Source organism: Candidatus Binataceae bacterium, assembly GCA_035294265.1.
Lineage (GTDB): Bacteria > Desulfobacterota > Binatia > Binatales > Binataceae > DATGLK01.
This window is the reverse complement of the sequence record DATGLK010000010.1, coordinates 67070-90694: the sequence shown is the minus strand read 5'-3', so window position 1 is coordinate 90694 and position 23625 is coordinate 67070. Positions and strand designations below refer to the sequence as shown.

Sequence of the window (23625 nt, the reverse complement as noted above, 5' to 3'; positions counted from 1 at the left end):
CCGCCCACGGCTTAGGCTTCACTCTTTGGGCGGGTCGATCGCAAAGGCGATCGCGGTCAACGAGGTCAGGCAAAACGAACCGATGGTCGATACCAGGTCGACCACCCCCGCTTCTCCGAAGAGCGCCAGCGTTTCCTTGTAGGTTGCCTCGCTGAGCTGCTTGGTCTCCAGCAGCTCGGCGCAGAATTTGAGCGCGCTGGCCTCTTGCGCGGAGGCGAGCGCGGGAGTGTGCCCCTGCCCTATGGCATCGATCGTCGCTTGTTCCAGACCGACTTTAAGCGAGGCGCGGACCTGCGCCACCCAGGGAAATTTTGCATCCCAGTATTTGATGGTTCGCAGCACCACGAGTTGGCGCACTCGCGGTGACAGCGAGTTGTGCTGCAGGTAATGGCCAGTCTCGCGATGCAAACGCATGAACTGGGGGGTTCGAATCCAAGCGGTGTAGGGTCCGCCAGTCGTCCCGTTGGGGGTGCCAGCCGCCACCGCTTCGGCATAAGCGGCGTGCTGCTCAGGGGTCATCTGCTCGGGGGTGATAATTTTCAACCGCGACATCGGGAGTGCTCCTTCTTCAGATAGCCCGCTTGTAGCATCGTGCCGCCCAGCCGTACAGCCGGGATGGAGCCGCTTGGAACAGCCGGGCTTGCGATGTCATGGCAAAGCGCTACAAGCCGTCCTGGAAAAAAAACTGCTGCCATAGCAGCGGCGTCAGTGTAGATTGAATGGAGGTTTCCAACTTAGCCAGTCTCCGAAGAAGCAATTCATCGGAGCAAAAAAAGTTGGTAAAGCCGTTGTCGAAAGGTAACGGCTTTTTATGCGATACTATTCCCCCGCTTAAAAAGCTTAGCGTACCGATCGCGAAGGTTGATGGACCGCTCTCGCCCGCGAGTCAATAATTTTCATCAGGGGCGCCGGGGCGTGGCATGGACTACCGGGCATGGAGTGGGAGTAAATGCAAACACCGTTGCAGCTTTCCGGTCCGGGTTTTCACTTGACGCAAGCTATCAAGAGTGCCATTCGCCATCGTGCCGCCAAGCTAGATCACCTCTGTGACAACATCATCGGCGCTCGAGTCAGTGTCGAAGCCCCCGTACATCATCATCGCAAAGGTGGCCCCTTCAACGTACGCATCGACCTGGTGGTGCCCGGGCGGGAGCTGGCCTCCAGTCATCGCAGCGGCGAGAGTTTAGCAATCGCCGTGCGTGAGGCTTTCGAGGCGATACATCGGCAATTGGTGGAGTACTCGCGTCTGCAGGCGCGCGAGATTAAGACCCACGACGGACCACCGCGCGGTGTTGTCGCGCGCGTGCTGCCGCAAGGCTACGGCTTCATTAGCGCCGCTGACGGCCGCGAAGTTTACTTCCATCGCAACAGCGTGATGGACGGCGATTTCGATAGCCTGCGACCCGGGGCCCGGGTTTGGTTCAGCGAGGAGACCGGCGACAACGGCCCGCAAGCCAGCACTGTGTACGTCAGCGAAAGCGGCGCTTTGCGTACGGTCTGAGTGGGCGCGATTTAGCGGGCTGCGCCCAATGTGCTAGCCTGGCTTGGGTGAGGTCGCGCAAATCCGCGCAGGATAGTTTGTTTCCCATCCCCTCCCCGGCTAGGCCGCTGGCCGAGCGGATGCGGCCGCGCGAGCTTGGTGAGCTGGTTGGGCAGGAACACCTGATCGGACCGGGAAAACTGCTCAGCGAAATGGCGGCGGCCAAGACCCTGCCCTCCATCATCCTGTGGGGACCACCGGGCAGCGGCAAAACCACGCTTGCCAACCTGCTCGCCGCTCAATCTGGTGCGTGCTTCCAGTCGCTGTCGGCGGTACTGACCGGGGTCGCAGAGTTGCGCGATGCCATCGAAATGGCGCGCCGCGAACTAGCGGCCGCTGGCCGCGCCACGGTGCTATTCGTCGACGAGATTCATCGTTGGAACAAGGCTCAACAGGACGCCTTTCTACCCCACGTCGAAAGTGGGCTGATCACCCTGATTGGCGCGACCACCGAGAACCCCTCTTTCGAGCTGATCGCGCCCCTGCTCTCGCGCACCAGAGTGCTGGTGCTCCATCCTCTAGGCGAGGAAGCTTTGGTCCGCATCGTGGAACGCGCGCTGACCGACCGTGAGCGCGGTTTGGGTGCTTTGGATTTGACCCTGGAGCCGCCGGCGCTGCGAGAGTTGGTGGATCTGGCCCAGGGCGACGCCCGTAAGGCGCTCAACACAGTGGAGCTGGCGGCGGGACTAGCCAAGCAAGCGCGGCAGGCGGTGATTACCCAGCTCCAGGTGCGCGAGGCCAATCAGCATAAGGGGCTGCGCTACGACCGCGCTGGCGAAGAGCATTACAACCTGATTTCTGCCTTTATCAAGAGCATGCGCGGCAGCGACCCTGACGCTGCCCTTTATTGGATGATGCGGATGCTGGAGGCGGGCGAGGAACCCCTGTTCGTGGCCCGGCGGATGGTGATTTTCGCCTCTGAAGACGTGGGCAACGCCGATCCACGCGCGCTCAGCGTGGCCTTAGCGGTCAAGGAAGCGGTGGATTTCGTGGGTTTGCCGGAAGCCGCCATTTCACTGGCCCAGGGCGTGACCTATCTGGCCACCGCCCCCAAATCCAACGCGTCCTACCGAGCCCTGGGAGCGGCGCGCGTCGACGTCAAAAGTTACGGCACGCTGCCTGTCCCAATGACTCTGCGCAACGCACCCACGCCTCTGATGCGCGAGCTGGGCTACGGCGCGGATTATCGCTATCCGCACAATTACGAAGGCGCGGTAGCCGCTCAAGATTACCTGCCCGAGCAATTGCGCGGCCGGCGCTACTACGAGCCTTCGGAGCGCGGGTACGAGGTGCGAATTCGCGAACTGCAGGAATGGGTTCGAGCGCGGCGCGCCGCGGCGACCAAGGAGTAAAGCGAGCGCGGCGCCGAGCCGGGACCCAGGGCCCGGCTCGGCGTAAAAACGGTTAGCGCGCCGCCTTGCTGGCGGTTGCCGTCTTGCTGACGCTTGCGCCCAGGACCGCGTCCTTGAGCGCCTTGGCCGGCGCGAAGCGCAACCGCGTGCGCGCGGGGATTTTGATCTGCTGGCCAGTTGCGGGATTGCGTCCAATCCGGGCCTTGGTCTTGCGCTTGCGGAAAATTCCCAACCCCGCCAGCCGCAATGCGCCCTCGCGCTTGAGCTCGCGCACGACCAGGCCGGTCAGCTCCTCCAGCGCGCTTTTGGCCTCTTTCTTGGAGATTCCGACTTTATCGGAAAGATAAGTTGCTACCTGCGACTGCGTCATCATCCTCCTCCTTGCGGATTCTCACTGCGAGATCCACTCTTCGAGAGTAGCGGGCGGAAAAAAAATTTCAAGCGGAGATGCATCGATTTCAGGCCGCTGGGCGGGGAATTTCCGCTGTTGGCGTCAATCCGCGCATGAGCCCCAAGGCGTTCGAGATGAGGCTCGCTCATATCCCCCGCCAGGATTGAGTCCGTAGCGCACGCCAATCAAAAACAGGCCGCTCGCCGGTGCCGCGGCTGGCGCCTGGGCGCGTGTCCCCGAGCGCAGCAGCGCTTGCAGTTCCGCCAGTCCCAACCGATGGCGACCGATCTGGACCATCGTAGCCACCAGGGTGCGAACCATGTGGCGCAAAAAGCTGCTGCCCTCGATCCGATAACTTAGCCGGCTGCCATCGACGCTCCATTGGCTAAGGTAAATTCGCCGCACCGTGGCGCGAACCGGGGTGCCCTGGGTGCGGAAGGCAGCGAAGTCGTGCTCGCCGATGAACTGCCGCGCCGCGGCCGCCATCGCGGTCACGTCCAAGGGCTCGCGGATATGCCAGGTATAGCGATAATCAAAGACCGAGCGGGTGGGCTGATTGAGAATGCGGTATTCGTAGATCCGCAGCCAGGCGTGGCGGCGCGGATCGAAGTTAGGGGCGGCAGGATGAACTTCGCGCACGCAGATATCCGCTGGCAGTAAGGCGTTGAGCGCGCGTGCCACTTCCGCGCTTTCGCATTGACGGGGCGCGTCGAAGGCCGCGACCTGACCCAAGGCGTGCACGCCGGCGTCGGTGCGTCCCGCTCCGCTCACTCGAATCGGTTGGCCAAACAGCTGGGCCAGTGCGGCCTCCAGCCGGGCTTGAATCGAGTCTTCGCCCGGGCGCTGGAGCTGCCAGCCGCAATAAGCGGTACCGTCGTACTCAAGGACGAGCCGGATCCGCATAAGAGGCGCGACATCTAATGCAGCGGTTCGGCCGCCGACAGGCATTCGGCGATCCACAAGGCGGTCAGGGCGGCGCTGCGAGCGTTGTCCATCACACACCACAAACCCGGTCCGCTGGCGGCTGGATGCAGGCTTACCAGGAGGGCTTCCTGTCCGATCGCATCGATCACCGACAGGGCTGGCTCTTCTTCGACCAGCAACACGCCCGCCGCCGCGCGCAGCCGCTGCGGCCAGGCGCGGACGTCAGTATCCGGCGGCGCGGTGACCGCCAGCCCCACCCCGTGCAAAATCGGAATGCGTACCAAGTGCAGGGCGAGCGCGGGCGGCGACCCCAATAGCCGAGCGGTTTGCGCCAGCAAAGCACCTGCCAGTGCGGGAGTGCCGAAGGGCGAGGCGTTGAAACCGAACTGAACTTCGCTGTCGGCCAGATCCAGCCGTCCGTTGAGTAAATCGGCCGATTGCTGGACTAGGTCCTTGACCGTGTCGCGGCCTCGCACCGAGGCACTAAGTAGCGCTGTAGCCGAAAGAAACGAAGGTTGTTCAAGCGCGCGCCAAATAGTGGCTAGGGCTAAGGCGACAGGATGTGGGACGTGGACCAGCTTTCGCGCCGCCAGTGTGCGTACTTGCTCGCGTGCGACAAAGCCCGGCGCCAGCAATGGCGCGGCTGCGGGGGGCAGTTCGTGGGAACTCAGGTCGATCACTACCGGACCCGCGATGTCGCCCGCCAACTGCTGTGCGGCGGCGCGCGGTGTGGCCAGGAAGACCAGATCGAAGTCGGACAGTTCGGCACCCGACTCAAGCTTTTGCAAGCGATGATGGGTGCCCGCCACTTGAACGCTGTCCTCGCCAAGCGGTTCGGCCCGATACAGTGCCAGTTCGCGATAGGGCAGGGCGCGCTCTTCAATCAGCTCCAACAGTTGGGTGCCCAACGAACCCGAGGCACCCACCACAGCCAAACGCCGGCCAGCCTCGCCCTGCGGTGCCATCAGGCCCCCGCTTCCTGGTTCTCGATTCGCTCGCGTACCAACCGGCCCATTGCTTTGCAACCCACTGGCTTGGTTCCGGGCGCGGCGATATCCGGAGTGCGGTAACCTTCGCGTACCACCGCCTCGACCGCCTGCGCGATGCGTTCGGCCTCCGAGCGCAGCCCTAGTGAATGCTCCAGCAACATCGCGGCCGACAGGATCGCCGCCAGCGGATTGGCTTTATCGCGCCCAGCAATGTCGGGAGCGGTGCCGTGAATGGGTTCGTACAGCCCCTGGCGAAAGCCGGCACTGTTGGTCTCTTCGCCCAGCGAGGCCGAGGGCAGCAGACCCATCGAGCCCGCCAGCATCGAGGCTTCGTCGGTGAGGATATCGCCGAACATGTTTTCCGTGACCACCACGTCGAAGTCGCGAGGCCGGCGGATGAGATGCATCGACATCGAATCCACCAGCACGTGCTCAAGTGTCACGTCGGAAAAATCCCGTGCGATTTCCGTGGTCACTTCGCGCCATAGCCGCGAGGTGGACAGGATGTTGGCTTTATCCACCGAAGTCAGCCGCTTGCGTCGCGTACGCGCCAGTTCGAAGCTGAAGCGCACCACCTGGGCTATTTCCTGCTCGTTGTAGTACAGGGTATCGACTGCCTCGCGGCCGGCTGCGCCCGTGCGCCGTTCGCTAGGCTGGCCGAAGTACAGGCCGCTGGTTAATTCGCGCACCACCACCAGATCGACGTTGTTAATTATTTCGGGCTTCAGTGGCGAGGCCGGGATCAACTCGCGAATCGGTTTAATCGGCCGCAGGTTGGCGTACAGATTGAGCCCCTTACGCAGCGCGAGCAAGGCCTGCTCGGGCCGCTGCTCGGAATTGGGATTGTCCCACTTTGGGCCGCCTACCGCGCCGAGCAAGACCGCATCGCTGTCGCGGGCGGCTTTCAGTACGTCCTCGCGCAGTGGTACCCCGTGGGCGTCCAGCGAGGCCCCGCCCGCCAACGCGTCGTGAAACTCCAGCTCCAGCGCCGACTGCCGGGCTACGGTCTTGAGAATCTGTAACGCTTCGGCGACGACTTCGGGTCCGATACCGTCGCCCCTTAACACCAGTATGTTGTAAGCCATCTGTTAGACGACAAGGTTGAACTTCGTTCGCTATTCGATCACGGTTGGGAAAAGCAGCCGCGCCGTGGCGAAGGAATTCTGGCAGCGCTTATCGATCACCCTCCATCGCAGTATCCGCTACGACTACCCCAACCCTGTGGGTACGGCAAGCTTTTGCCCTGATTACGGCCCCGGCTCGGAAATTTGTGGGTGGATTCGGCTGCCCAGGCGCAAGCGGTTGAGGGCATTGACCAGGGCTAGCGCGCTAGCCTGCACGATATCGCTGTGGGCGCCCTGGCCCGCCGCCGTCAGGTCGCCTTGGCGCAGCAAGCAACTGACCTCGCCCAAGGCGTCGGTGCCGCCGGTGATAGCCTTGACCGCGTAGCGTTCGAGTTGCGGTTGGATCCCGGCCACTTGATAGATCGCCTTATAGCAGGCATCCACCATGCCGTCGCCGCTGGCGCTGCCCGTCCTTTCCTCGCCGCCCACTCTCAACTTGACCTCGGCCTGCGGCGCCGCACCCTTGCCCGCTTGCGCGAAGAGTTCCAAAAGTTCGTAGTACTCCGCGCCGCGCCGGGTTTCCTCGGTCACCAATGCCAGGATATCGTCGTCGTACACCACCTTTTTTTTATCACACAGGGCTTTGAAGTCGGCGAATGCCTTGTTGAGGTCGAGCGTCTGAGTGTCAACTCCCAGCTGCTTGAGTCGATCCGTGAAGGCGTGGCGACCCGAATGTTTGCCCAAGACCAGCTTATTGGAAGGGATACCAATCTCCTCGGGACGCATGATTTCGTAGGTCAGTTTGTGCTTAAGCACCCCGTCCTGGTGGATGCCGGCTTCGTGAGCAAAGGCGTTGTCACCCACGATCGGTTTGTTGGCCGGTATCATCTGCCCGATGACCTGCGCGAGCAGACGAGAGGCGGGGTAGATCTGACGGGTGTCCAGGCGGGTCTGAACCCCGTAGAGATCGTGGCGAGTCTTAAGCGCCATCGCCACCTCTTCCATCGCGGTGTTGCCGGCGCGTTCGCCGATGCCATTGATAGTGCATTCGATCTGACGCGCACCGTTGCCGATGGCAGCCAGCGAATTGGCCACCGCCAGCCCTAAATCGTTATGGCAATGGGCGCTCCAGCGAACCTTGTCGCAGTCGCGCACATGTGCGCGCACATAGGCGAACATCCGCCCGTATTCCTCGGGAATCGCGTGACCGGTGGTGTCGGGCAGGTTAATAATCGTGGCGCCGGCCGCGATTACCTCGCGCACCACGCTGACCAGATAATCCCAGTCGCTGCGCGAGGCATCCTCGCAGGAAAATTCAATATGGCTCAGGTGATGACGCGCGGCGCTCACCGCCCACACCGCCGTGGTCAGGACTTCTTCGCGATTCATCTGAAGTTTGTATTTCAGATGAATATCCGAGGTAGCCAAAAAAAGGTGAAGCCCTGGGTTGCGTGCGTCGGCCACCGCACGCAGGGCACGTTCGATGTCGCCCTTGCGGGTGCGCGCCAAGCTTAGCACCACCGGTCGGCTGACCGCCTCGGCGACCTTGCGCACCGATTCAAAATCGCCCTCTGAGGAAGCGGCGAAGCCGGCCTCGATCACGTCCACGCCCAGGCGCTCGAGCTGGCGGGCGATCGCGACCTTTTCGCCTACGTTCATGGTCGCGCCGGGCGACTGCTCGCCGTCGCGCAGGGTGGTATCGAAGATTCGGACGTAGTCTTCAGCAGGTTGGTTTGTCATCGCGCCATTTCCTGTCTTGTACCGGCAGGGAACCCAGCGCCAGGCCAAAAAAAACGTCCCCGGCGGCTTGGCTGGGCCCGCCGCCGGGGACGTTTCACAGTGCTTGAGCCGTTGGTCAGCCCCGCTCCGTTGCGCCCGCGGCGTAGGCCTGAATAAGGCCCAGGCCCAGAAGCAAGGTAAGGAGCAGGTTCAGTAACATGGTGTCAATGATCCGACGAGGCCTGCGCTAAGTCAAGCCATCGCGCGGCGGTCGTCGACCCGAATTTTGCTTGTTAGGACTCCACATCTAGCGCCAAAAATGGCTATTGGATCGAGATCGGAATGCGGACCTGAAATTCGGAGCTCACCGGCTTACCCTTTCTGACCGCGGGGAAAAACCGCCACTGGCGCAAGGTCTGCAGCAGGATGTAGTTCAAACGTGGGAGGGTGGTCGCCTGGATTAGGCGGACTTGGGTGCTGCCATCGGGACCTACCTCGAAAGCCGCGATCGCGACCGTGTTCAGCGGATTTTCGCGCAGATCGTCAGGGATCGTCGGCATCGGTGCATAGAGCGCCCGCGCCCCCGCGGCATCACTACCCACGCCCGCGCCATGGCCGACGCCGCTGCCGCCCGCAATGCCGGCAGCGGTCGGTTTGGCAGACCCAGGTCGAGCACTCGCGGCTCCTGGCGACGGATTAGTCGGGGCGGGCTCGCTTTTAGACGGAACTGGTGCGGCCTCTCTTCGGCGATGAATCGGATGGTGTACCAAGCGATGATGTACAATCGGCTTGGGCTTGACCACTGGCAGGGGCTTGGGCGCTGGATGAGCGGCCGGTAGCGCCGCCGCGGCCGGACCGCCTTGCAGGCCTGCGGCCGGAGGGAGTTCGATCAAGCGGGCATCAATCGGCATGACGGGCGGAGGAGGCGGACGCCATTGCAACACCCGCGTGAAAGTCGCCAAAACCAGCAGCCACAGGGCTAGCGCGACCAGGAAAATCGCCGGAAAACGCCGCCAGGGATGGTCGAAATCGCCCAGTAGCCGCGGATGGAGGGTTGCGTTCACTGTCGCTTGACCGCGATTTGAAAGTGCTGGACCCCGGCATGCTGCGCTTCCAGCATCGCCTCGACTACCAAGCCGTCGGGCGCTTCGCTGTCGGCGTTGACGATCAGCGCCTGCTGTCCCCCCAGCCGGGCGCTGAGCGCGGCCGCCAGGGTCGCCAGCGTCACCGGCAGTTTATCCACGAACAGCTTGCGATCCTGGGTTATCGTCAGCGTGACCGGTTCCTTGCTCTCCAGGCTTTGCGCCGCGCCGGCGGGTAGGTTGACGTTTACCGCGTTGAGGGTTTGCATCGAAAGCGAAGCGAGCATGAAGGTCACCAACAAAAAGAACATCACGTCGATCATGGGAATGATCTCGATGCGGCCGCGGCGGTAAGTGCGCGAGCGGCGAATTTTCATCGTCCACCCGCGGCCTGACCGGCAGCCCGCTCCAGATGCGTGGCCGTAGGCTCGACCAGATTCTCATCCAAGCGCATGTGATCGATAAGTTTAGAACCCAAGCGCTCCATCCGATCCAAGGCCTGCGATTGCATTCGCGAAAAGAGATTGAAGCCGAACAAGGCCAAGATCGCGATAAGCAGCCCTAGGGCGGTCGCGATCAGGGCCTGTGCGACGCCGGCGGTGACCTCGTGGGGTGCCACCAAGCCTGCGGCGCCGATTACGTTGAAGGCCTGCATCATGCCTGTAATGGTCCCGAACAGGCCCATCAAGGGAGCGGCAGTAACTACGGTTTCCAACAGCCACAAGCCGCGACCAAGGACCTTTTCCACCACCCCGGCCTCGTCGTTGGCGCGCGATTCGACCCACCACGCGGGCTGGGCGCGATGCTCGGCTATCACCGACAGGAAGCGGCCATAAGCATTGGCCGGTCCCAGGCGCTGGAGGCGGGTTTCCAATTCGCTCCATGAAAAGCCGTAGGTTTCTACCAGGCGGGCCAGATCTTCCGGCAGCCGCAGGCAGCGAACGTAGACCACGGCGCGGTCCAGGATGATGATCAGGGCCAGGATCCCCAGCACCAGCAGCGGGTAGACCATCGGTCCGCCCAGACGCAACGCTTCCCACGCGCCTCTTACTTCATTCATCGCGCGGCGCCCCTGAAATCAATTTGGAATCCACCGAAAAGGGTGACGCCTGGACGGTACACGCCCTGGTTTACTTCCGATTGGTACTCTTGAGCTTGGGTATCAACTGACATTTTGCACTCGCTCCTGCCCTACGTCACAGGATTGGTGACGGTTATCCGCGGCGGAAAGTCGCCGGCCGCGCTTCGATCGGTGCAGATAAGAGCTACAGGCGCTTAGGACAGCGGAGGCGCCCGGGTCAGCGCCAAGCCAAGCTCGGGGCGGCGCGGAAAGACGGGGCGAGGGATGGGGGCGATCTCACCTTGGCGCAACCATCCTGCGGTCGTGACGGGTGGGGCAGAACTGGTGGGCGAATGAAACGCCAATAGGCAGAGCGGGCACAAACCGGCGTCGGCGGCGATTTGGGCAGCCGCCCTGGACCCGGATGGTTGCCCATCGTAGTGCCCCAAAGCCACCAATTGCGCCCCCAAAAGCAGCGCAGCCATCAGCAGGGCCAGCGTGGTCGGGACTTTTGTGGCTGGACGGGGCAACATTTGGCGAAGCAAAAACGCTGATTCAGCCTACCCCGCCGGGCCCTGCTCGGCAACGAGGTGCGCCGCGATCGTTATCTGCGCAAGCTGCTTCGCCATTGCTCCAGTTGCTCGTGGGCGCGGGTGCGTTCCTGGGCCATGATCGCCGCGGTTTCCGGCACCCGCGTGGTGAGCTCGACCCGCAGCCCGTTGGGGTCGTTGATGTAGAGCGATTTGCAGTAGCCGTGATGGATCACCCGGGGTTCTAGACCATGTTGGCGCACCCGAGCGAGGTATTCATCGAAGACCGCTTCGCCTCCGACTTCCAGCGCGACATGGTGCCCCAGGGGCGCTGGTGGGGCGTCGGCGGTGGTATCGCCCTCCACTTCGAAGAAGGCTAGACAACTGCCGTCGCCCATCTCGAAGAAGGTGTGCAGATAGCGCTGCTCGCTGCCGGTGCGCACTCCGTCCTCGATGAAGGAGGCGATAAGCGGCAGCCCCAGCACCTCTTCATAGAAGCGTCGCGTCGCCTCGGAATCGCGCGTGCGATAGGCGTGATGATGCAATCCGCGAATCTTGTTGGTCTCGGCGCCGGCCATGGTTTGCTCCTCCTGAAAATTCATCTTTACTCCGACTGGAATTAAACAACATCAACGCTCCAATCACCACCGCAGCCCTCTGGATGACTCAGCCGAGGACATCCACCAAATCCGAACACCAGCTTAGTGTGCGGCCGGCGGTGAGCAAGCGGGTTCATGAAGCGCCTAGGCGATCAGCAGGCGGTCGAAAGGATCGCAATGGTATGATGGCGAGTGTGCCCGAAGCCCACAGCGTGTGCAGCGCTGACCGGTGATTCCGCAAAGCCCATATGCCTGGCGGCGCGCGTGATATCCTCCGGCTCAATCTGCAGACTCAGACGCCCGATCTGCAGTCAGTTCCCGCACGCTTAGCACCGGCCCGGCGGCCTCGGCGCAAATGAATTGCGCGAAAAATTTGCTAGGATTACAACGATTAAAATTTGTATTGGGAATTGTGGGGCACAGGCGGAAGCTTATCAGAAGCAGCGTGTTCGGATTTATTCGCGTCTTCAAAAAATCTCCGTCGTTGCATTGGCCAACGTGAAGCGTCGCGGTGTGGCCTGCCTGTTCGCGCTCGCTATGGCTTCGGCGACGTTGGCCGCGGCTCCCTACCCGTGGCTGCGGCTGCCGCCGACCCCGACCTTGCCCAAAGCCGCGCGCTATGGGTTTGCGCCAGTTAACGGTATCCGCGCCTGGTACGCCGTCTTCGGCCATGGCGCACCGGTCATAATGCTGCATGGCGGGCTAGCCAACGCCAATTACTGGGGATTGCAGGTGCGCGCGCTGGAGCGCCATTACCAAGTCGTCGTAATGGATAGCCGCGGTCATGGCCGTAGCACGCGCAATCAGGCCCCAATCGGCTACGAACTGATGGCTTCAGACGTGCTGGGGCTGATGGACTATCTGCACATCCGGCGGGCGGCGATCGTGGGCTGGAGCGACGGCGCGATCATCGGCCTGGATCTCGCCATTCACCATCCCGAGCGCCTGACGCGGCTGTTCGCCTTCGCCGCCAACTCCACTCCCGCGGGAGTCAAGGACGTAAGCAAAAGCCCGGTGTTTACCGCCTTCATCGCGCGGGCCCAGCGCGAATATGCGCAGCTCTCGCCCACGCCCGCGCAGTTCAAAGCGTTTTTGGCTAACATCACCGCAATGTGGGCCACCCAGCCCCACTTCAGCGACGCGCAACTGGCCTCGATCCGGATCCCAACCTGGATCGTCGATGCCGACCATGACGAAGCCATCCAGCGCTGGGATACCGATCATATCGCTGCGACCATCCCAGGTGCCGGGGAGCTGATTCTGCCCGCAGTTAGCCACTTTGCCTTTTTGCAAAATCCGCTGATGTTCAATCAGGCCCTGCTCGACTTTCTCGCGCCGGAAACGGCGCGACAGCCATCCCCATGACGCTCCGGCGAACACAAGCATAGCGAAGACATTAGTCAGGTTGTTGCTACAGTTGACCAGGTTTGGTAGCTTGCGCCTGCAGCGATCCGTTATAACAACAATAAAGTTTGATATAACAGCAATAAAGTTTGATTTTTGAGGAAAAATGAGGTTCGGAAGACTCGCTTTGAGCATGGCGGCGATCGCGATCGCGGTGTTATGGCTGCCGCGAGCGGGCGCAGGCACCGGCACGACCAATGCCAGCCTGAATGGTCCTTGCGTCTGGCAGGGCCTGTACTATCCGACCACATCCGGCGATCAGGTCAAAGCCGGACCGGTGTCCGTGGTGGCGCTGCTCAATTTTGACGGCAACGGCAACATGAGCCTGGACTACGACGCCAACGTCAACGGCACCTTCAGCGCCACTCCCAACGCGCAAGGCACCTATCAGGTCGATCCCAACGGGCATGGCACGTTCTACTACACCAGCCCGGCCAGCGGTCACACCTTGGTTTTCGATTTCTTCATCACGCCGCAGGGGCACGCCCTCCGCACGATGTTGCGCTCCTACGTGGGGATGGCGCAGGCGCTGCGGGTCGGCAACGGGATTTGCCGATTCGACCTGTGAGTCAGCCTGGAGGAGCAGACATGAGACGAATGATCGGCCTGGGGGTGTTGGCCGCGATTTTAATGGCGAGCAGCGGTGCGGGCTCGGCCGCCTATTCGGTGGCCAGTCTCAACGGCACATGCTTGTGGGATACGCTGTTTTACCCGACCAGCGCCGGGATTCAGAACGATGCTGGGCCGGCTGCCGTATTGGCGCCGCTTACTTTCGACGGTGCCGGCCATCTGAGTTTTACTTACGATATCAACCTCAACGGCACGTTCAGCTCGACCGCGAATGTGAACGGCACCTACACCATAGATGCAACCGGGCACGGCAGTCTGAGTTATAACAGCCCGGCCACGGGCAAGGACCTGATTTTCGATTTTCGCATCAGCCCCAACGGCCATGTACTCCGCACGATCTTCGAAAGCTACGGTGGAGAGCCTGCGACACCGCGCGTTGGAGCCGGGGTATGCACTTTTGCCGACTAAAGAAAGGGCAATGAAACCTGTGCCGAGAGCGAGGATGTTAAGGGGCCTGATGCATAGCGCGATAATCGCCGCCGCCATCCTGTGGCTGGGCAAGGGCGGGGCGACGCCGACCTTTTCGCTTGCCAGCCTTAACGGCACTTGCATCTGGCAGGTCGAGGCGATCACTACTACCAGCGGTGTTCAAGCGGGAACCGGGCCAGCCACTACGCTTTCCGAGGCGACCTTCGACGGTGCCGGCCATGTCACCATACAACACGACGTGAATCTCGACGGGACCTTCACTTCCACGCCGGCGCCTATCGCCGGCACCTACACGGTGGACCCCAATGGCCACGGCACGCTGCTGTACGTCAATCCCAGCACGGCAAACACGGTCGATTCCGACTTCTTCATTACCCCGCTGGGCAAAGCCATCCTGACTCAAACTCGAGGCTTCAACACTCAGACCGTAACCCCGCGGGTTTCCAACGGGACGTGCATTTTTTCCGAATAGCGATGGGCGGCGAGGCTATGCGGCGGATGGATCGTAAAATCTTCTTACCAGCGTGGTTGCTGCTCGCGGTCGTGCCGATACTGCTTTTGGCCGGTTGCGGAGGCTCCAGCAGCAACAATTCCGCCAACTCGGCCAATGCGCTGCTGCAAGGTACCTGCATTTGGCAGTCGCTTTCTCTGGCCACGGCTCAGAGCAGCGCCGGCCCAGCCACGATCCTCTCGCCGCTCACCTTCGACGGCGCCGGCCATGTCCGCTTTGACTATTACGCCAATATCAATGGCACCTTCAGCACGACCCCGAACGTGACTGGTACCTACCAGATGAACGCCAGCGGCCACGGTTCGATGAGCTATGTTAGCCCGGCCTCGGGCGCTCTGCTGACCTTTGATTTGTATATGATGCCCGGCGGCAAAGGAGTCCGCACCATTCTCAAAAGCTATCAGAATCAGGCCCCTTCGCCTCGGGTTTCCAAGGGCAGCTGTCAGTTCGACGAATAGGCGAGAAGCCTCATAGAGTACTCGATCCCGATCGAGGCGTTGCCCCGGCCATTTCTCGGCTGATTCCAACGGCGCGGGCGATGCGCGGGTAGGACCGCTCGGACCATTACATTTGACCCGCCGCCACGTCCTTTCTAGCATGCAAGCTCGAACCTGCGTGTGTGCGAGCGCAAAGAATGAATCAGCAGGCATCGCGATATATCGGGGCGCGGGTGAACGCCCTCAACAGCCGTCGCCTGGTGGCCGGCAAAGGGCAATATGCCGCCGATCTGTATTTCGACAACATGCTCTATCTGGCCTTTGCCCGCAGCTCCTATGCTCACGCGAAGATCTTGCGGGTTGACACCGCCGCGGCGCAGGCGATCACGGGCGTAGTCAAAGTGCTCACCGGCGCCGAGCTCAAGGCGGCGCTGGGGCCGCTGGAATCCGATTTCATGGGAAAACGGGCGTCGATTGACGCTCTGGCCGCCGACACGGTTCGGTATGTTGGCGAGCCGCTGGCGGTCGTCGCGGCGCACGACAAGTATAGCGCTCGTCAAGCCGCCGATCTGATCGAGGTCGAATACGAAGATTTGCCCGTGGTGGTGGATTGCGAGCAGGCGCTGCAACCCGGCGCTCCGTTAGTCCAGCCGGAGTGGGACAGCAACCTGCTGGGCGAGGTCAGTTATCGTGCGGGCGACGTCGATCGGGCCTTCTCGACCGCCGACGGCGTGGTCTCAGGAAGCTTGAGCGCCCATCGCTATGTCGGCACGCCGATCGAACCGCGCGCCTACGTGGCAAGCTTCGAGCCTTATCGCGGGTTGCTCACGATCTGGGCCTCCACCCAGCACCCCCATCAATTTCGCACCATGCTGGCCGAGATTCTCAAGCTGCCCGAGGCCAATATACGGGTCATCCTCAATGACGTCGGCGGTGCGTTCGGGGCCAAGATGCCGTTGTTTCCCGACGAAGTAGTGATCGCTTACCTGGCGATGGATCTGGCGCGGCCGGTGAAATGGGTGGAAGAACGCACCGAAAGTCTGCTGGCCGGGGGGCACGCACGCGAGGGGCGGATGCGCTACGAGGCAGCCTATAAAAAGGACGGCCAGGTGACTGGGCTGCGAATCAAACTGCTCTCCGACCTGGGCGCGCCCAGTACGCTGCGGGCGTGGGCGCAGGGTTTTGTCACGGCGGCGATACTGCCCGGTCCCTACCAGATTGCCAACTGCGAGATTGAGATGCAGGGGGTGGTGACCAACAAATGTCCTTGGGTCGCCTATCGCGGCTTCGGCAAGGAGAATGCCGCCTTCCTGATGGAACGGGTGATGGATCGGGTAGCGGCGGCTAGCGGCTGCGATCGTGCTGCGGTGCGCCGGCGCAATTACATCGCGCCCAATGCCTTTCCCTACGTTCAAGTTACCGGCGCGGTCTTGGACAGCGGCAATTATCCCGCCACCCTCGACAAGTTGCTCAAAATGTTGGATTACGACAATTTCCCGCTCCTGCAGGCGCAAGCTGCGCGCGAGGGACGCCGGTTGGGAATCGGGATTGCGCACGAACTGATGCCCGAGGGCGGGGCACGCCCGGGCGCCCTGACCAGTGGTTACGATGGCTGCACGGTGCGGATGACGCCCACCGGCGACCTCAAGGTGCTAAGCGGAGTGACCTCGCCGGGCAGCGGCAATGAAACCGCCATCGCGCAGATCGTGGCCGATACCCTGGGCGCCGATTTGCAGCGGGTTTTCGTGGTCCAGGGCGATACCGAGATCTGTCCCTTCGGCCTGGGCAACTACAGCTCGCGCAGCGTTTTAATTGGCGGCGCCGCCGCTTACGAGGCCGCGTGCGCTATCCGCGACAAGCTGTTCAAGGTCGCCGCGCGCATGCTGGAGGTGCTGCCCACCGATCTGGCGGCTGAGCGCGGTCGTATCTTTGTCGCTGACACCCCCAGCCACGGTTTGACTTTCGCGCAGTTGGCCAGCGAGATTTATCGGAACTCCTACGGCCCCTATACGATCGATCTGGAGCCGGGGTTGGAAGCCACGCGCTATTTTCGCCATGCCAACGTCTATCACCAGCCCAAACTGCATCCCCAGGGGGGCCAGAGTAATTATCCCTCCTGGCCAGACGGGGCCGCGGGGTGCGTGGTGGAGGTCGATCCCGACAGCGGAAGTCTCAAACTGCTGCGCTACTGCTACGTTCACGACGCCGGCACGATCATCAATCCCTTGCTGGCGGAAGGCAATCTGCACGGCGCGATCGCCCAAGGTATCGGCGGTGCGCTCTACGAGCGGTTGGTTTACGACGATGCCGGCCAGCTCAACACCACCACCTTTTACAACTACACGCTGCCCACCGCGATGGATCTACCGACATTCGAGCTGGCCCATCAGGAGACTCCTGGGCCCTTCAATCCGCTGGGATGCAAAGGAGTGGGCGAGTCGGGTATCGGCGCGCCGCTGAGTGCCATTCTGAGTGCGGTGGAAAATGCGCTGCCCGAACTCAATCTGTGCCTGGAGCAGACCCCGCTCACCCCCGATCGACTGTGGCATATCCTGGAGCAGGCGCGGCGCGCGGCGAGTCCACGATGATCGGACGCGAGTTTCAGTTCTTTGCCCCCGTTGAACTCGAACAAGCGCTGCAGTTGCTCGCCGAGTTGGGCGAGAATGCGCGCCCTCTGGCCGGTGGCATGACCTTGGTGCCGCTGATGACCTTGGGGCTGGCGCAGCCCGAAGCGATCGTGAGCCTCAACCACCTCAAGGGGCTGGAGGAGGTGCGCGATGGTGGCGACTGTCTGCGTATAGGGGCGATGACCCGCCATGCGACAGTGGAGCGCGATCCCCTGGTTCGTCTGCATTGCCCGCCGCTGGCGCAAGCTGCGGCCAGCGTCGGCGACCGCCAAGTCCGTCACCGCGGCACATTGGGCGGTAGCCTGGCTCATGCCGACCCGGCCGCCGATTATCCGCCCGTGATGCTAGTGTGCGGCGCGCGAATGCGTCTGCGCGGGGTCGCAGGCGAGCGCGTCGTGGCGGCCCAGGACTACTTCACCGGTTTGTTCTCCACCGAGCTTCAAGCGGGCGAGCTTTTGATCGAAATCGAAGTGCCTAAAATCCCTCCCGATCATGCGCACAGCTATCTGCGCCTGCAGCGGGTCGAGGGTAGTTTTCCGATCGTGAACGTCGCGGCCTTGCTCGCCCCCGATCTTAGCCTGGCTCACCTGGCATTGGGGGGCGTGGGTAGCACCGCGGTGATGGTCGATGTCGCGCCTGCGCTGGCTGGTGTGATCAATAATGCGGCTTTGGAGCGGGCGGGTGAAGCGGCTTACGCGGCGGCGAAAGATGCCACCGACGACATGAACGGCAGCGCCCAATATCGGCGCGCGATGGCTCGCCTGTGCGCGCAACGGGCGATCAAGCAGGCTCTTGCAAGCCGGCCTTGAGTTAGCGGAGAGTTATGAAGCAGGCGATCGAACTGATCGTCAATCAGCAGCCCTACCGGCTGGAGATCGATACCCGGATGGTCCTGGCGGATTTCCTGCGCGACCGGCTGCGCCTGACCGGCACCCATGTTGGATGCGGAACCGGAAGCTGCGGAGCCTGCACCGTGATCCTTGACGGCGTGACTGTCAAGTCATGTTGCATCTTGGCCGCCGATGCCGACGGCTGCGCGGTGACGACGATCGAGGGGTTGAGCAGCGATCCGCGCCAGCTCCATCCCATCCAGGAGGCGTTCGTCGCCAATCACGGTTTGCAATGCGGCTTCTGTACGCCTGGGATGGTGTTGTCGGCGTTGCAATTATTGCGCGAGCAGCCCGATCCCGACGAGCGCGCGATTCGACACGCGATCGCGGGCAATCTGTGCCGCTGCACCGGCTACCAGTTTATCGTCAAGGCGATCCAAGCCGCCGCCTTAACCCTGCGCAATCGGCGCTGAGGTTTGCGCTCCTTTAGGTCGGCCTCACATCGGGCGTTACATGTTGGGGTGGCGCGAGGATCAGCCACGCAACAGCAAATAGACCACCCCGCCGCCCAGTACTAGCAGGGCAGGGTTGACGTGGCGCCAGCTCAGCAGCAGAAAAACTACCAGCCCAACGGCGAAATTGAAGTAATTGGTGATTGCCAATTTGGCCATCGCGAAGGTCCCCGCCAACATCAGGCCAATCGCCACTGGCGCCAAGCCGCGCTGGGCGGCGGTGCGCCAGGGTGAACCTTTGAAATGGTTCCAGGCGCGATTGGCATAGAGGGTTAGAATGCAATCGGGGACAAAGAAGGCCAAGCCTACCACCAGCGCTCCCAGAACCCCGGCCAGCCGATAGCCGATCACTAGCACCATCAGCATATTGGGCCCCGGTGCGACCTGACCCAGGCCGTATACGTCGCGAAACTGCGGATCGGTCAGCCAGTGAAACTGATTGACCACGCGATATTGCATCTCGGGCAGGACCGCAGTGCCGCCTCCCACCGCCAGTAGTGACAGCAAGGCAAAGACCCAGAATAGGTTAAGCAGCTTGATGAGCATTAGTCGTGTCGATGTAGTTTGCCCAGCTCGCGCCAGGGTCGCGTGGTTATTTTGGGTTGGCGGCGCGGGCGGTAGAGCACGATCGCGATTGGAATGGCTACCAACAGCACCAGCCAGAGTTGGACTCGCGCCAGGCTGACCGCGGCAACGGTCCCGCCCACCAGCAAGAGGTCGCGAATATGGATGAGCTGCTTGCGGCCCAGTTGAATCGTTACGGCCAGGAGCAGGCCTACCGCGGCGGCTGCGACCCCCGTCAAGAAATGGTTGAGGTAGGGGTTTTGGCGATGAGCCAGGTAGAACAGACCGAGCGTCATCACCACGACAGTACCGGGCAGAAGCATGCCCAAAGTGGCCAGCGTCGCGCCGGGGATGCCGCGCAGGCGATCACCGACGATTACGCTCATGTTGATGGAGTTCAGACCGGGCAGAGTTTCACTGACCTCCAGCGCGTCGAGGAAGTCGTCGTCGTCCATCCATTGCTTATTGCGGACAAAGTACTCGCGCATGTAGGCGACTACGCCGCCGCCAAAACTGATCGCGCCGATGATCAGAAAGAGGATGAACAACTCACCCAGGCCCACCGTGGGCGAGGATTCGGCCGCTTCATTCATCGTTGGTCACCACCCCGCCGCCCAGGCGATAGACCAGCGCGGTCTTGGTATTGGCGCGATGCAGCCAATCGTAGGCCTCTAACTGCATCGCCTTATAGAAATTCTCCGACAGCTCGCGTGCGCGGCGGGGCAAATCTTCCAGGCGCGTAAACTGGATCTGAAAAGCGAACTCTCCGACCAGCGGGCTCTGAGTGGCCCGGTTACGCCATACCGCCACGGTGGCCGCCCCAGCCACTTTATCGCCGAACTGGATTTCACCAATATCTTCGAAAATTTCCTCGATCGCTAGCTGGTTGACGATGTCCACCGGAGCCCGCGGATCGAGCGGCAAGTTGGCCAACACCGGCAACAGCGCTTGCAGCTCGCCGGCTGGGCGGGCCCAGTTAATCCCCGGCGAATCGAGCACGCAGGCGTGCGAGAAAATGCTGCGCATTCCGCCGATGCGGTCGCGCTGCGGCAGCAATTCCTCTTTGAACCGAATGCGATAGGCCAGTGCCTGGGCTGGGCGAATCGTCAAGGCTTCGGCCAGCGCGCGCTCGGGATGGCGGAACTTGATCGCGACCCGGTGCTCCTTCTCCAGCCAGCCGTGATGATAGAGGGTGCGTTTGCGAATGATGAAATGGTGATTGTAAAGGTCAAAGCTCGGGGTATCGTAAAATAGCACCTCACGAATACGGCTTTCGCGCGCGCGCGACTGCTTGCTACTGTCCAAGCCCAGGCTTTTGGCGGTGTGATGTACCAGTCGCCAGAACTCGTGGAAGCTGTCCTCGCCGGCGAAGCGCTCCGCCTTCAGCAAAAGCTTGTACTCGCGAAACTGAATCGGATCGGGCGCCGACGGCGCCAAGTTTAATTCGCTTCTCGCCATGCCTAGCCGGTCACGTTGGCTGGGTTTTACTGGTTAGCGGCGAGGTGGTCAACTGCAGGGGCCAGCAATTGCGAGGCCGGCGGGCATCTCTCGCTACCCCCAGCTTGGCTGCGGCGCCGTGGCAGAGCGTAAAAGCAACCCGTCCGCGCGGGTTTGCCGCGCTGGGTAAAACAGCGCCCTGCATGAAAGCCGGCGGACTTCAATCCCACCTGACCTGGGGAAGACAACCGAGAGGGGGCCGGCCGCGGAGACTTCCTCCGCGGCCGGCTCGGCGGTGCTAGGCGTCGAAGTAAAGCGCGAACTCGTAAGGATGAGGCCGCAGGCGAGTTTGGCTCACTTCGCGGCTCATCTTGTAATCAATCCACGTTTCGATCAGGTCGGCGGTGAAGACATCGCCCTTGAGCAGAAACTCGTGGTCATTCTTGAGGTTGTTCAGGGCTTCCTCCAGCGAGGCCGGCATGCTGGGAACTTCGGCCAATTCAGCCGGTGTGAGAGCGTAGATATCCTTGTCCAGTGGCTGCCCGGGATCCAGCCGGCGTTGAATCCCATCCAGCCCCGCCATCAGCATCGCCGAGAAGGCCAGGTAGGGGTTGCAGGTCGGATCGGGGAAGCGCACCTCTATGCGCTTGGCCTTGGGCGAGGGCGAGTACATCGGGATGCGCACGCTGGCCGAGCGATTGCGGCTGGAGTAGGCCAGGTTGATGGGGGCTTCAAAGCCGGGCACCAGCCGGCGGTAGGAATTGGTGCCAGGATTGGTAAAGGCTGCCAGCGCCTTGGCGTGATGCAGGATACCGGCGATGTAATGCAGTGCCATTTCCGACATCCCCGCATAACCCGAGCCCGCGAACAGCGGACTGTCGCCCTTCCAGATACTCTGATGGGTGTGCATGCCCGAGCCGTTGTCACCGAAAATCGGCTTGGGCATGAAGGTCACCGTCATACCGTGGCGCAGCGCCACGTTCTTGCAAATGTACTTATACCAGGTCAGCCAGTCCGCCATCTTGAGCAGGCTCTGGAAGCGCATGTCGATTTCGGCCTGGCCGGCGGTGGCAACCTCGTGGTGCTGCTTTTCGACCCGAATGCCGACCTTTTCCATCTCCAGCACCATCTCGGTGCGGATATCGACCAGGCTGTCGTTGGGCGCCACGGGGAAATAACCTTCCTTGTAGCGCGGCTTGTAGCCCAGGTTGGTGCCCTCTTTGCCGCTGTTCCAGAAGCCCTCGGCGGAGTCGATGAAGAAGTAGCTGGAATGCTGATTGGTGTCGTAACGGATGCCGTTGAAGATGAAAAATTCCGGTTCCGGACCGAAAAAAGCGGTGTCTCCGATGCCGGTGGACTTCAAATAGGCTTCGGCCTTTTTGGCCACATTGCGCGGGTCGCGACTGTAGGGCGCGCGAGTGATCGGATCCTCCACCGTGCAGATCAAGCTAAGCGTGGGATCCTTGGTAAAGGGTTCCATCACCGCTGTATCGGGATCGGGAATCACCAGCATGTCGCTGGAATCGATCGATTGCCAGCCGCGAATCGAGGAGCCGTCGAAGCCCAAACCCTCTTCGAAGGGCGACTCGTCGCGGAACTCGCTGATCGGCACCACGAAATGCTGCCATTGACCGAGCAGGTCGATGAATTTGATATCGACCATCACCGCGCCCTTAGTCTTGATCATCTCCAATACTTGTTTGGGAGTCATCCGATACAACCTTCCTTCTTGCCGCTTACGAGGGGCAAGTTATTAAAATTTCAACCGCGAACACTGCCCTCTAAGCGCAACCGGGGCGACCATAACAAAATTCGTTCCGTACCATCCAGTCTGAACTTGGTCAGTTTGGGGCTCTCTTTTCCCGAAAGCAAGGGAGCCGACTGCCCGCGGCAAAGGCATTTGCCTGCCAATTTGGCACCGCCGCTGGGTCAGCCTATCGCCACGAAATAAGCCAGTAGCAGGAGCAGACCCAGGGGAATTCCGGTCCGTGCCCATTCGCGACTGCCCAGTTCAAGCCGGGCTGCACAGACGATATTCGGGACGTTGCCCGGGATTAGCATTCCACCCGAGACCAAGAGCGCAATCAAGGCCGGACGTGCCCGAGCGGCTGATAGCCCATGGAGCTCGATTGCTACCAGGGTAGCGTTATCGGCAGCGGCCGAAATCATATTGCCCCAGTACAGCAGGCTGGGCGACAAGGTCGCCATCCGCGGTGCCGCCAGCGGCGCAAAGGCGGCCCCGATCAGCACCAACCCGGCCACGAAGGCGTAGATTCTGACCCCGTCGAGTATATTGCCGGTCAGCGATTCGACTCTGGCTGGCGCGCTCGTAATCTCCTGTGCGCGGCCGGCACACAGCCCTGCGAGCAAGCCGCAAGCCAGCACGCCCGGCAGGAGATACAGCCCTAGCAGGCGCATCAGCCCCAGCATGTCCAGCTTGAGGGCGCTGGTCGCCAGGGTGGCCAGCGGCTCGCCCAGTGGGGTCAGGGCCGCGCCCAGAGCAATGGCGAAGCAGCCGGCCACAGCGGTACGGCGGCGCTGAACCCCCTGTAGCCCAAGCAGTTGAATTAGCTGGGCAAAGGCCAACGCCGCCACGATCGCAGTCACCACGCTGGCCAAGATCGCGATCAGGAAGGTGAGGAGCGCGACCAGCACGGCGCGCGGAACCCGCTTGGCCATCCAGCCGAGGCCGCCGGCCAAGGTCGCTTGGCCGCGCGAAAACAGTATTCCCGCGATAACCACCGTCAAACTGATCGGCCAGGGCTCGCGCAGGGCGTGCAGAATCAGCGGCGGGTCCAGGCGACGCGCCGCGATGGCTGCAACGATGCCCAGGCTCAGAAACAACCATTCAATGTTGCGTTCCAGCGGGGCCAGCAACAACGGACCGAGCAGCAGGAGCACCAACAGTGCGAGGGCGAACCAAGGGTTCATATCGCGGCGCCAGGGCGCTTGATGATGCAAGGTTCAAAGCGCTCATGCAACAGGCTCTTGTTG

At 61.9% G+C, this 23625-nt stretch carries 25 protein-coding genes; 10 read left to right on the top strand and 15 right to left on the bottom strand.

Features of this window, described 5'->3' with window-relative positions; translation table 11 throughout:
* Positions 1-18 precede the first annotated feature (18 nt).
* Positions 19-552, bottom strand: coding sequence for a hypothetical protein (locus tag VKV28_01490; protein HLH75455.1), 534 nt, complete (start codon positions 550-552; stop codon positions 19-21).
* A gap of 397 nt (positions 553-949) precedes the next feature.
* Here VKV28_01490 and VKV28_01485 point away from each other — a divergent pair, with 397 nt between their 5' ends.
* Both VKV28_01485 and VKV28_01480 read left to right on the top strand, forming a co-directional pair.
* On the top strand, positions 950-1501 hold the full coding sequence (locus VKV28_01485) for an HPF/RaiA family ribosome-associated protein (protein HLH75454.1): 552 nt from the start codon (positions 950-952) through the stop codon (positions 1499-1501).
* A gap of 47 nt (positions 1502-1548) precedes the next feature.
* Positions 1549-2892: a replication-associated recombination protein A gene (locus VKV28_01480; GenBank protein ID HLH75453.1), complete on the top strand. Its 1344-nt coding sequence runs from the start codon at positions 1549-1551 to the stop codon at positions 2890-2892.
* A 52-nt stretch (positions 2893-2944) separates the two neighbouring features.
* Here VKV28_01480 and VKV28_01475 read toward each other — a convergent pair whose 3' ends face one another.
* From VKV28_01475 to VKV28_01435, 9 genes are all read right to left on the bottom strand, one after another.
* Positions 2945-3265 carry an HU family DNA-binding protein gene (locus VKV28_01475; GenBank protein ID HLH75452.1) on the bottom strand — a complete coding sequence of 107 codons (321 nt, stop codon included), beginning with the start codon at positions 3263-3265 and terminating at the stop codon, positions 2945-2947.
* A gap of 120 nt (positions 3266-3385) precedes the next feature.
* Positions 3386-4186: a tRNA pseudouridine(38-40) synthase TruA gene (gene truA, locus VKV28_01470; protein ID HLH75451.1), complete on the bottom strand. Its 801-nt coding sequence runs from the start codon at positions 4184-4186 to the stop codon at positions 3386-3388.
* Between the two features lie 14 nt (positions 4187-4200).
* The gene (locus VKV28_01465; GenBank protein ID HLH75450.1) at positions 4201-5172 is read right to left on the bottom strand and encodes a hypothetical protein; all 972 of its coding nucleotides are present in this window, start codon (positions 5170-5172) and stop codon (positions 4201-4203) included.
* The gene (gene leuB, locus VKV28_01460; protein HLH75449.1) at positions 5172-6281 is read right to left on the bottom strand and encodes a 3-isopropylmalate dehydrogenase; all 1110 of its coding nucleotides are present in this window, start codon (positions 6279-6281) and stop codon (positions 5172-5174) included. Before leuB ends, VKV28_01465 begins: the two co-directional genes overlap by 1 nt.
* Before the next feature lie 162 nt (positions 6282-6443).
* Positions 6444-8000: a 2-isopropylmalate synthase gene (locus VKV28_01455; GenBank protein ID HLH75448.1), complete on the bottom strand. Its 1557-nt coding sequence runs from the start codon at positions 7998-8000 to the stop codon at positions 6444-6446.
* A gap of 302 nt (positions 8001-8302) precedes the next feature.
* The gene (locus VKV28_01450) at positions 8303-9043 is read right to left on the bottom strand and encodes an energy transducer TonB (GenBank protein ID HLH75447.1); all 741 of its coding nucleotides are present in this window, start codon (positions 9041-9043) and stop codon (positions 8303-8305) included.
* Positions 9040-9438: a biopolymer transporter ExbD gene (locus VKV28_01445; GenBank protein ID HLH75446.1), complete on the bottom strand. Its 399-nt coding sequence runs from the start codon at positions 9436-9438 to the stop codon at positions 9040-9042. Before VKV28_01445 ends, VKV28_01450 begins: the two co-directional genes overlap by 4 nt.
* Entirely contained in the window at positions 9435-10121 is a 687-nt protein-coding gene (locus VKV28_01440; GenBank protein ID HLH75445.1) for a MotA/TolQ/ExbB proton channel family protein, read from the bottom strand. The genes VKV28_01445 and VKV28_01440 overlap by 4 nt, the downstream gene beginning before the upstream one ends.
* Before the next feature lie 604 nt (positions 10122-10725).
* The gene (locus VKV28_01435) at positions 10726-11253 is read right to left on the bottom strand and encodes a VOC family protein (GenBank protein ID HLH75444.1); all 528 of its coding nucleotides are present in this window, start codon (positions 11251-11253) and stop codon (positions 10726-10728) included.
* Positions 11254-11748: 495 nt separating this feature from the next.
* On the opposite strand from VKV28_01435, the gene VKV28_01430 reads away from it, so the two are divergent.
* From VKV28_01430 to VKV28_01395, 8 genes are all read left to right on the top strand, one after another.
* Complete coding sequence (locus VKV28_01430) at positions 11749-12615, top strand: alpha/beta hydrolase (GenBank protein ID HLH75443.1); 867 nt, start codon at positions 11749-11751, stop codon at positions 12613-12615.
* A gap of 145 nt (positions 12616-12760) precedes the next feature.
* Positions 12761-13222 (top strand): hypothetical protein, encoded by a 462-nt coding sequence (locus VKV28_01425; protein HLH75442.1) that lies wholly within the window; start codon positions 12761-12763, stop codon positions 13220-13222.
* Between the two features lie 20 nt (positions 13223-13242).
* Complete coding sequence (locus VKV28_01420) at positions 13243-13692, top strand: hypothetical protein (GenBank protein ID HLH75441.1); 450 nt, start codon at positions 13243-13245, stop codon at positions 13690-13692.
* A 34-nt stretch (positions 13693-13726) separates the two neighbouring features.
* Entirely contained in the window at positions 13727-14185 is a 459-nt protein-coding gene (locus VKV28_01415; GenBank protein ID HLH75440.1) for a hypothetical protein, read from the top strand.
* A gap of 26 nt (positions 14186-14211) precedes the next feature.
* Positions 14212-14682, top strand: coding sequence for a hypothetical protein (locus tag VKV28_01410; GenBank protein ID HLH75439.1), 471 nt, complete (start codon positions 14212-14214; stop codon positions 14680-14682).
* Between the two features lie 176 nt (positions 14683-14858).
* A complete protein-coding gene (locus VKV28_01405; protein ID HLH75438.1) occupies positions 14859-17249 on the top strand; it encodes a xanthine dehydrogenase family protein molybdopterin-binding subunit in 2391 nt (796 codons plus the stop codon).
* Positions 17246-18097 (top strand): xanthine dehydrogenase family protein subunit M, encoded by an 852-nt coding sequence (locus VKV28_01400; protein HLH75437.1) that lies wholly within the window; start codon positions 17246-17248, stop codon positions 18095-18097. Before VKV28_01405 ends, VKV28_01400 begins: the two co-directional genes overlap by 4 nt.
* A gap of 14 nt (positions 18098-18111) precedes the next feature.
* A complete protein-coding gene (locus VKV28_01395) occupies positions 18112-18591 on the top strand; it encodes a (2Fe-2S)-binding protein (protein HLH75436.1) in 480 nt (159 codons plus the stop codon).
* A gap of 60 nt (positions 18592-18651) precedes the next feature.
* Here VKV28_01395 and VKV28_01390 read toward each other — a convergent pair whose 3' ends face one another.
* The 5 genes from VKV28_01390 to VKV28_01370 form a co-directional block, all read right to left on the bottom strand.
* Positions 18652-19176 carry a chromate transporter gene (locus tag VKV28_01390; protein ID HLH75435.1) on the bottom strand — a complete coding sequence of 175 codons (525 nt, stop codon included), beginning with the start codon at positions 19174-19176 and terminating at the stop codon, positions 18652-18654.
* On the bottom strand, positions 19176-19787 hold the full coding sequence (locus tag VKV28_01385; protein ID HLH75434.1) for a chromate transporter: 612 nt from the start codon (positions 19785-19787) through the stop codon (positions 19176-19178). Before VKV28_01385 ends, VKV28_01390 begins: the two co-directional genes overlap by 1 nt.
* The gene (locus VKV28_01380) at positions 19780-20652 is read right to left on the bottom strand and encodes a hypothetical protein (GenBank protein ID HLH75433.1); all 873 of its coding nucleotides are present in this window, start codon (positions 20650-20652) and stop codon (positions 19780-19782) included. The genes VKV28_01385 and VKV28_01380 overlap by 8 nt, the downstream gene beginning before the upstream one ends.
* A gap of 277 nt (positions 20653-20929) precedes the next feature.
* Complete coding sequence (glnA, locus tag VKV28_01375; protein ID HLH75432.1) at positions 20930-22342, bottom strand: type I glutamate--ammonia ligase; 1413 nt, start codon at positions 22340-22342, stop codon at positions 20930-20932.
* Positions 22343-22560: 218 nt separating this feature from the next.
* A complete protein-coding gene (locus VKV28_01370) occupies positions 22561-23562 on the bottom strand; it encodes a DUF1646 family protein (protein ID HLH75431.1) in 1002 nt (333 codons plus the stop codon).
* Positions 23563-23625: the final 63 nt, after the last annotated feature.

Coding starts and splice junctions, on each gene's coding strand:
- VKV28_01390 (HLH75435.1), bottom strand. CDS start 19,176: ATGCTCATCAAGCTGCTTAACCTATTCTGGGTCTTTGCCTTGCTGTCA.
- VKV28_01465 (HLH75450.1), bottom strand. CDS start 5,172: ATGGCACCGCAGGGCGAGGCTGGCCGGCGTTTGGCTGTGGTGGGTGCC.
- VKV28_01380 (HLH75433.1), bottom strand. CDS start 20,652: ATGGCGAGAAGCGAATTAAACTTGGCGCCGTCGGCGCCCGATCCGATT.
- VKV28_01400 (HLH75437.1), top strand. CDS start 17,246: ATGATCGGACGCGAGTTTCAGTTCTTTGCCCCCGTTGAACTCGAACAA.
- VKV28_01440 (HLH75445.1), bottom strand. CDS start 10,121: ATGAATGAAGTAAGAGGCGCGTGGGAAGCGTTGCGTCTGGGCGGACCG.
- VKV28_01420 (HLH75441.1), top strand. CDS start 13,243: ATGAGACGAATGATCGGCCTGGGGGTGTTGGCCGCGATTTTAATGGCG.
- glnA (HLH75432.1), bottom strand. CDS start 22,342: ATGACTCCCAAACAAGTATTGGAGATGATCAAGACTAAGGGCGCGGTG.
- VKV28_01415 (HLH75440.1), top strand. CDS start 13,727: ATGTTAAGGGGCCTGATGCATAGCGCGATAATCGCCGCCGCCATCCTG.
- VKV28_01395 (HLH75436.1), top strand. CDS start 18,112: ATGAAGCAGGCGATCGAACTGATCGTCAATCAGCAGCCCTACCGGCTG.
- VKV28_01385 (HLH75434.1), bottom strand. CDS start 19,787: ATGAATGAAGCGGCCGAATCCTCGCCCACGGTGGGCCTGGGTGAGTTG.
- VKV28_01435 (HLH75444.1), bottom strand. CDS start 11,253: ATGAATTTTCAGGAGGAGCAAACCATGGCCGGCGCCGAGACCAACAAG.
- VKV28_01370 (HLH75431.1), bottom strand. CDS start 23,562: ATGAACCCTTGGTTCGCCCTCGCACTGTTGGTGCTCCTGCTGCTCGGT.
- VKV28_01445 (HLH75446.1), bottom strand. CDS start 9,438: ATGAAAATTCGCCGCTCGCGCACTTACCGCCGCGGCCGCATCGAGATC.
- VKV28_01485 (HLH75454.1), top strand. CDS start 950: ATGCAAACACCGTTGCAGCTTTCCGGTCCGGGTTTTCACTTGACGCAA.
- VKV28_01425 (HLH75442.1), top strand. CDS start 12,761: ATGAGGTTCGGAAGACTCGCTTTGAGCATGGCGGCGATCGCGATCGCG.
- VKV28_01455 (HLH75448.1), bottom strand. CDS start 8,000: ATGACAAACCAACCTGCTGAAGACTACGTCCGAATCTTCGATACCACC.
- VKV28_01475 (HLH75452.1), bottom strand. CDS start 3,265: ATGATGACGCAGTCGCAGGTAGCAACTTATCTTTCCGATAAAGTCGGA.
- truA (HLH75451.1), bottom strand. CDS start 4,186: ATGCGGATCCGGCTCGTCCTTGAGTACGACGGTACCGCTTATTGCGGC.
- VKV28_01490 (HLH75455.1), bottom strand. CDS start 552: ATGTCGCGGTTGAAAATTATCACCCCCGAGCAGATGACCCCTGAGCAG.
- VKV28_01405 (HLH75438.1), top strand. CDS start 14,859: ATGAATCAGCAGGCATCGCGATATATCGGGGCGCGGGTGAACGCCCTC.
- VKV28_01410 (HLH75439.1), top strand. CDS start 14,212: ATGGATCGTAAAATCTTCTTACCAGCGTGGTTGCTGCTCGCGGTCGTG.
- leuB (HLH75449.1), bottom strand. CDS start 6,281: ATGGCTTACAACATACTGGTGTTAAGGGGCGACGGTATCGGACCCGAA.